The 6569-nt window shown below is 40.5% G+C and carries 9 protein-coding genes; 5 read left to right on the top strand and 4 right to left on the bottom strand.

From position 1 onward, the window contains the following. Positions 1-152 precede the first annotated feature (152 nt). Complete coding sequence (locus VJ937_RS02620; protein ID WP_324065351.1) at positions 153-446, top strand: DUF5615 family PIN-like protein; 294 nt, start codon at positions 153-155, stop codon at positions 444-446. A gap of 193 nt (positions 447-639) precedes the next feature. Here VJ937_RS02620 and VJ937_RS02615 read toward each other — a convergent pair whose 3' ends face one another. From VJ937_RS02615 to VJ937_RS02605, 3 genes are read right to left on the bottom strand one after another with little or no spacing between them, the layout of a single operon-like run. Continuing rightward, positions 640-1509: an SDR family oxidoreductase gene (locus VJ937_RS02615; RefSeq protein WP_324065350.1), complete on the bottom strand. Its 870-nt coding sequence runs from the start codon at positions 1507-1509 to the stop codon at positions 640-642. A gap of 60 nt (positions 1510-1569) precedes the next feature. After that, a complete protein-coding gene (locus VJ937_RS02610) occupies positions 1570-2445 on the bottom strand; it encodes a nuclear transport factor 2 family protein (protein WP_324065349.1) in 876 nt (291 codons plus the stop codon). Positions 2446-2447: 2 nt separating this feature from the next. Further along, complete coding sequence (locus VJ937_RS02605; RefSeq protein WP_324065348.1) at positions 2448-3227, bottom strand: nuclear transport factor 2 family protein; 780 nt, start codon at positions 3225-3227, stop codon at positions 2448-2450. A 217-nt stretch (positions 3228-3444) separates the two neighbouring features. Here VJ937_RS02605 and VJ937_RS02600 point away from each other — a divergent pair, with 217 nt between their 5' ends. After that, positions 3445-3969 (top strand): helix-turn-helix domain-containing protein, encoded by a 525-nt coding sequence (locus VJ937_RS02600; protein ID WP_324065347.1) that lies wholly within the window; start codon positions 3445-3447, stop codon positions 3967-3969. A gap of 191 nt (positions 3970-4160) precedes the next feature. Here the strand turns inward: VJ937_RS02600 and VJ937_RS02595 are convergent, their stop codons facing one another. Further along, positions 4161-4814: a transposase gene (locus VJ937_RS02595; protein WP_324065346.1), complete on the bottom strand. Its 654-nt coding sequence runs from the start codon at positions 4812-4814 to the stop codon at positions 4161-4163. Between the two features lie 364 nt (positions 4815-5178). On the opposite strand from VJ937_RS02595, the gene VJ937_RS02590 reads away from it, so the two are divergent. The 3 genes from VJ937_RS02590 to VJ937_RS02580 all read left to right on the top strand — a co-directional run bounded on the left by VJ937_RS02590 (position 5179) and on the right by VJ937_RS02580 (position 6429). After that, complete coding sequence (locus VJ937_RS02590) at positions 5179-5424, top strand: hypothetical protein (protein ID WP_324065345.1); 246 nt, start codon at positions 5179-5181, stop codon at positions 5422-5424. Further along, positions 5414-5803, top strand: coding sequence for a type II toxin-antitoxin system VapC family toxin (locus tag VJ937_RS02585; RefSeq protein WP_324065344.1), 390 nt, complete (start codon positions 5414-5416; stop codon positions 5801-5803). The genes VJ937_RS02590 and VJ937_RS02585 overlap by 11 nt, the downstream gene beginning before the upstream one ends. Positions 5804-5904: 101 nt before the next feature. Continuing rightward, positions 5905-6429 carry a transposase gene (locus tag VJ937_RS02580; protein ID WP_324065343.1) on the top strand — a complete coding sequence of 175 codons (525 nt, stop codon included), beginning with the start codon at positions 5905-5907 and terminating at the stop codon, positions 6427-6429. The last annotated feature ends 140 nt before the right edge of the window (positions 6430-6569 follow it).

Raw genomic sequence — 6569 nt, 5'->3', positions numbered from 1 at the left:
ATATTAAGTAGGTTGCCCATATTGAGTCTGTAATAAGGTGCTGGCTTTTTTGGGCTAGTTCGAGGCGCAAAAATCGCGGATAGTCTAGCTATCCAAGGCTTTTTGCAACGAAGAAATCGCCCCAAAAAGACGCAGATTATTGCTTGATTTAATTGGGCAACCTACTTAAGCATATTGGAGCCTCCAATGTGGGAATTAAGGATAAAGAAGTCATTCAATTGTCAATTGATGAAGGACGAATAATCACCACGTTTGACAGTGATTTCGGGGAACTGATTTTTAAGAAATCTATGTCACCTATTGGGGTGATCTACTTCAGATGGAAAGAATTTAAACCAAGAGAACCCGGTGAATACTTACATCAACTCATACAAGAAGGTAAGATAGGATTTGAAGGGTACTTAACAGTTATCAGTCGAAGGCAAATAAGACAAAGAATAATTTAGTAACAGGCCTACCTTAAGTTTTGCTAAGATTGATGTTTAAAAACCACAAGTAACAAAATGCACGACGACCATGCTTGCTGTCGCTGCGCACGGCGTGTGCATTCCCGTTGTAGCCAATTAGAAAACGAAAAACAAAAAAAATCACAAGAGCCGAAACCCTTGTGATTTTATGTACAAATTAAATGGTTAATGATTAGGCAGAAGCACCGCCAAGTACAGAATCCAGCTGCATTTCCTTTAGAACATTATCTTGAATTGGTTGAGTCAATTGGTTAATTTCATCAACGCCCCAAGTAATTCCTACTACGGTTCTTGTAGGACGCTCACCAAATGGCATTTCTGCCAATTTCAAATAGGCATCCACTACCCATTGTGGGTCGGGGGCATCCTCACTTTGCAACATTTGTGCAAAGTTTTCGCCCATTGCAATAGGCACTCCTGCCAATTCACCATAAGATTCCAAGGTATCATTATGTGCAGGAGCTTGACCAGAAGCCAAAAGTCCTGTTCCAAAAGGTCCTGGTTCTACCATTACCACATCTACACCAAATGGTGAAACCTCGTATCGCAAGGCTTGTGAGTACCCTTCCAAAGCGTGTTTGGTGGCAGTATAGGTGCCAAAAAATGGAGGTGACATACGCCCCACCAACGAAGATGTATTGATGATTAAACCTGAACCAGCTTTACGCATAGAAGGTAAAACAGCTTGCATCACTCTAATCGCTCCAAAATAATTGGTTTCCATCTGAAAACGAGCCTGTTCCACACTAAACGCTTCGGTAATACCCAAGTACATAATCCCTGCGTTATTAATCAGAATGTCAATATTTCCAACCTCAGCGATGATGCCATCAATGGCATTTTTTATAGAAGCTTCGTCCGTCACATCCATGTCCACGACTTTGATGTGAGTAGAATGTCCCTCCAATTCCGCCTTCTTTTCAGCATTCTTACCGTCAGGGTTACGCATTGTGGCGAATACTTGATTGCCTTTATCGGCAAAATCTTTGGCAGCTTTTAAACCAAATCCGCTACTGCTTCCTGTTATAATTATATTTTTCATTTTTTATTTATTTTAAATTATTGAATGGTATTTCAGTCATTGTATTGATTTTTATAGTTTTTAAAATCCACCAAACATTCCGTTGTCATTAGCTAAACCAGTTGTTGGAACAGGCTGTATGACATCCCAATGTTCTACCGCTTTACCATTTTCCATACGGAATAAATCGTAAAAGGCATTTGAAGTGCCATTCCATGTTCCTTCACTTACGGTTAAAACAAAGTTTCCTTCACCTATCACTTTGTGAATCGTGTTGTATTGGAACATATTGTTGATAGAAATTAGATAATCCACAGCCGCTTGAATACCCACCAAACCATTGTCAATGCCCGGATTGTGCTGGATGTAATCTTCAGCGATATAATTGACAATGTTATTTGGGTTTTGCCCCATTAATACATCTTCTATTATCGATACAGCCAACGCTTTATTAGCGGCTGTTTCATCCAAATTAGTAATATTGGTTGGTCCATCAACCATGGTATTACCGTTTGCCGTTTGGCTTACCCAAGGTTGAATGGCATCCCAGTGTTCTGTAATTTTCCCGTTTTCATCAAACCGTAATATGTCAAAACTCACTACTGTATCTGCTCCAAAAGGTGCAGCGTTAATCCATAGATTATGAATAGCGACAAAATTGCCCTCTTCAAGTATTCGGATATTTTCGACCCTTGTCCCATTATCCTCCAATACCGTTGTCAAAAGACCAATGAAAGGGTCTCTGCCTGTAGGTATAAATGGATTGTGCTGTATGTAATCTTCCGTTACCAACTCCTCTATGATAGCCACATCTCGAGTATTGATAGCTTCAAAAAAAGAGGCTATTTTTTCCCTTTGACTTAATTCAGGAGTCATTTGTTCATCATCATCGCATGATGCTAAAAAAGTCATTGCTAAAAAGAGTGAGAATACTATTTTGATATTTATGATTTTCATTTTTAAAAGTTAAACATTCCGTTATTATTCGCTAAGTTTTCGGTAGGGATAGGCTGAATAACATCCCAATGCTCCACAGCTTTTCCATTCTCAAAGCGGAGTAAATCATAGAAAACATTGGTCGTCCCGTTCCATTGCCCTTCGCTCACAGTAAGCACAAAGTTTCCTTCGCCCAATACTTTGTGAATTTTGGTGTATTGGAACATATTGTTTTGCGAAGTGAGATATTCAACTGCTTCTACGATTCCTGCCAATCCATCCTTGATACCAGGATTGTGTTGGTCGTATTGTTCGTTACTTATGTAGTCGGTAATGTTCTGTGGATTTTTGCCCATCAGAATATCTTCAACCATTGCTTTTGCCAATTTCTTATTGGCATCCGTTTTATCTAAACCTGTTGGCGTTGTTGGTCCGTCTGTCTGTGTCCTTCCACTCGCAGTTTCTTTTACCAATGGAGTCATGGCATCCCAATGTTCGGCTACTTTACCGTTATCATCCAATCGAATAATATCGAACGATACCATCTCATCGGCACCAAACGGCTTGGCATTTCTCCAAATGTTGTGCATGAATACATAATTGCCATCCTGGAACATTCGGATATTTTCAGCAGTTGTTCCATTTTCTTGTAAAACAGGAAGCATTTGAATAAATGGCTCTAAACCTGTTGGGATAAATGGATTGTGCTGGATGTAATCGGCATTTGCCAGTTCACGCATGGTGGTGGTGTCCCCTTTCATTACAGCACCTAAAAAAGTGCCTACAGTTTCTTTTTTACTCATTGTTGAATTTTTAGATTGTTGAATATCATCGCTTGCCGGTTTCGTCGAATTACAAGCTGCGATTAAGCCTGCAAATAATAGGATTGAAAAAACTTGCTTCATGATTAAGAATTAATTACTTTTTATTTGCAAGCAAAACTATACAAATAACTTTTGTTTTGCAAGTAAAAAATAAGATAAATTGCATTTTGCAAGTAAAAATTAACATAGACTTAACATGAAACATAAATTTCGCTGCAATTGTCCGTTTACTTCAGCCCTCGATGTTTTAGGCGATAAGTGGATGTTGGTCATCGTAAAGCAGATGCTAATAGAAGGCAAGGAGACCTTTAAGGATTTTACGGAAAGTGAAGAAGCTATTGCGACCAATATTCTTTCGACCAAACTCAAACTACTCGAAGAATTGGGCATCATCATAAAAACAAAACGACCTAATAATAAAAAGACGAACCTTTACCTCTTGACTGATAAGGGGTTGGCTCTGACTCCCATGCTTGTAGAGTTTGCAATATGGAGTGATAATTATCTCAGGGATGTGCATCCGACCATTGTAAATGGAAAGGCAATGGAATTACTACGTAAAGACAAAGTGGCTTTTGCGAGTGCATTGGAGAAAAAATACCGGGAAAAACTGGCTACAATAACTAAGAGCGAAAGTCGGCTGCAAGCCGAGACTTTACGCTCTGGTGTTGTACGAAACCGGAGCCAGGTATTGGAAGGGGGTACTATGGGCAAAGAATAGTGATTTTTGTGTTTGAAGCGGGTTTGTTTATCCCTAAAAGCCCTTTCATTTTAGCGAGCTGATCAGTTTTTAAATTTGCTGAGGGGTGTATTAAGTAAAAAAGGGCAGAAAAAGCCTGGTCTATCCTGCTTTTCGGAGCTATTTTCAGTTGTTTAGACAAAGCATCGCCAGGGCAAAATGCGAGCACTTACCTACCATCTATTTTGACTTAATTTTCTTAGCGTTTCTGCCAAAGGTCCGGCCCTTGCGGGAGGTAATATCTCTAGCAGCAAGTGCGTGGTAGTAGTTTTACAACAAGCACAGTAGTGTTGGGGTAGCAAAGGATTAAATGCAGTCTTTGTCAGTTCAGGTGGTGGCGGAGCTTTGGCATCGAGTGCGATTCTGGCGGCCATTAGGGCCTGCCCTTTATTGCGGTTGCTGAGTATCCCATAATGTCTGATGCGCACAAAGCGATGCGGAACAATATGCCTGGCAAACCGGCAGATGAAGTCCCATTGAGAGAGCTGCATCTTCTCTTTCTGCCCATTTTTCCGGTAGTTTTTATAGGAGAAAGCCACCTTGTCGCCTTCGATATTTTTAATACGGTGGTTTCCAATGGCAATGCTGTGAGAATACCTGCCGATGTAGTTGATGACCTGTCGGGCTTTTTTGAATGGCTGCTCGGTTAAAGAGGTATTTACCTTTTGATTTACTGCGCTTCCACTGCGAAAAGCCATGCGCAGGCCATATACGGTATGTTTGAAGTAAGAATAGGAAGGTGACTGGGTGTCGCGTAGTAGCAGCAAATACTCATTAATCTGCTCATCGGGTAGTGTGGTGGGGCAACACTGAAAGTAGAGGGCCATCTTAGCCAGGCAGCGCCCATAGTTACTCAGCGTACTCTCTGAGCGTCCGTTCAGTCGGATGTTGGTTAATAATTGCTGGTAGGTAGCATTAAATGCTGGGACTTGAGCACAGGCCCTTTCAATTATCGTTTTTTTTCATCATCTTAATGTTTAGTATATGAAATAAGACTAAAGGTAACGAAACGGCTGCTTAGGCACTCGCTTCAGTTACCTTTAGGTTTTGTACAACACAGTGTAGCTAACCATGTCTGTCTCCTGCGTCGTCAGCCTCAGGCAGCTACGCTGGGCGTTAGGCTCTATTGAAAATCAATAAATGAAACGGAATGACTGGGAAATTCGTTAACTTGTAGAAAAGACCTTAATCATGGTATCGACGAATGAATTAATAGCGCTAATTAATAAATTCAGTTTGGCAGAGCGGCTTAAAATTGTGGAAGAAGTTTTACGCGGCATTCGTGAGAATAATACTGCTGGTTCAGATGAGGAAGGGAAGAGTACTAATGAGCCACCCAGAATTTTAGAATTAGCGGGGGTGATCACAGATGAAGAAGCATCTGCATATGAGGAAGCGGTGGAAGAATCAAGAAAAATAGATAAAGATGAATGGTGATTATATACTTGATTCTAATATCGTGATAAACATTTTCAGAAATGATACAGAGACGATTGAAAGAGTTAGTCAGCTAAGAACCATTTACATTCCAGTTATTGTTTTGGGCGAACTCTACTATGGAGCCAATAAATCTAATCAAACTCCCAAAAGAACTATAGAGATAGAACAACTCAAAAGGCGTGTCAACCTTTTGGAAGTAACGGAGAAGACGGCCGAAAAATATGGTGAGATCAAAGACCAATTACGGCAAAAAGGGAAACCTATCCCCGAAAACGATATTTGGATTGCTGCAATAGCTAAAGAAACAGGCCTACCACTGTTAACTAGCGATAAGCATTTTCAGGAAGTTGAAGGAATCCAGATTACTTCAATCTGAATGGCCATTTAAGATGTAACAGAGCCTAACATAAGCTACGGCGACCATTCAGATCAATTCATCGTCAAACAGGTCTTCATCGTCAAACCATCAAAAAATATTTGAAGTATGAGCAATATCCGCAAAAAGCTATATCGCCTACTAAAACATCTTTAGCCTTACCTTTTGAGCCGTACTTAAGAAAGAGATGGAGTGAGGGCCAAACCAATCACAAAGAGTTATGGCGTCAGATCAAAAAGCAGGGATTTACCGGTTCTTCGCAAAGTGTCTACCGCCTGGTATCCAAATTTCCTAAAGAATCTAATTCCGAAAACCTTCCTCCTCCTTTGATGATCAGAACATGGTCAGCCCGAAAAGTAAGTTTACTATTGAGTAAACCTTTCGAAGATCAGAATGAAGAAACCCAGAATTATTTAAGAGCATTTTACAAACGGTGCCCACAGGCTAACAAAGCTAGTCAACTGGCCAGGAAATTCAAGGAAATGACTGATAAGCTCAACAAGAAGAAAAGATTAAATCCCTGGATCAGTAAAGTACTAGAGAGTGGCATTCCTTCCCTGAAAAACTTTGCTAAAGGATTACAACAAGACTACGATGCGGTTAAAGCGGCGGTATCTCTGGAATAGAGTAATGGTCAGGTGGAAGGACAGGTAAACCGATTGAAAATATCAAGCGCCAAATGTATGGCCGAGCCGGCTTCATATTACTGCGAAAGCGGGTGCTGATGGATTCCAGTTGATCAATACCACCAAAAGTGACGAAGAAC

This window comes from Salinivirga sp., assembly GCF_035268865.1.
In the GTDB taxonomy this organism is placed as follows: Bacteria; Bacteroidota; Bacteroidia; order Bacteroidales; family Salinivirgaceae; genus Salinivirga.
The sequence above is the reverse complement of the archived record's forward strand: the minus strand, read 5'-3'. Positions and strand labels throughout refer to the sequence as shown.

Bases quoted from the DNA above. Each gene is read 5' to 3' on its own strand.
- VJ937_RS02590 (WP_324065345.1), top strand. From the start codon at position 5,179: ATGGTATCGACGAATGAATTAATAGCGCTAATTAATAAATTCAGTTTG.
- VJ937_RS02605 (WP_324065348.1), bottom strand. From the start codon at position 3,227: ATGAGTAAAAAAGAAACTGTAGGCACTTTTTTAGGTGCTGTAATGAAA.
- VJ937_RS02600 (WP_324065347.1), top strand. From the start codon at position 3,445: ATGAAACATAAATTTCGCTGCAATTGTCCGTTTACTTCAGCCCTCGAT.
- VJ937_RS02610 (WP_324065349.1), bottom strand. From the start codon at position 2,445: ATGAAAATCATAAATATCAAAATAGTATTCTCACTCTTTTTAGCAATG.
- VJ937_RS02585 (WP_324065344.1), top strand. From the start codon at position 5,414: ATGAATGGTGATTATATACTTGATTCTAATATCGTGATAAACATTTTC.
- VJ937_RS02595 (WP_324065346.1), bottom strand. From the start codon at position 4,814: ATGGCCCTCTACTTTCAGTGTTGCCCCACCACACTACCCGATGAGCAG.
- VJ937_RS02615 (WP_324065350.1), bottom strand. From the start codon at position 1,509: ATGAAAAATATAATTATAACAGGAAGCAGTAGCGGATTTGGTTTAAAA.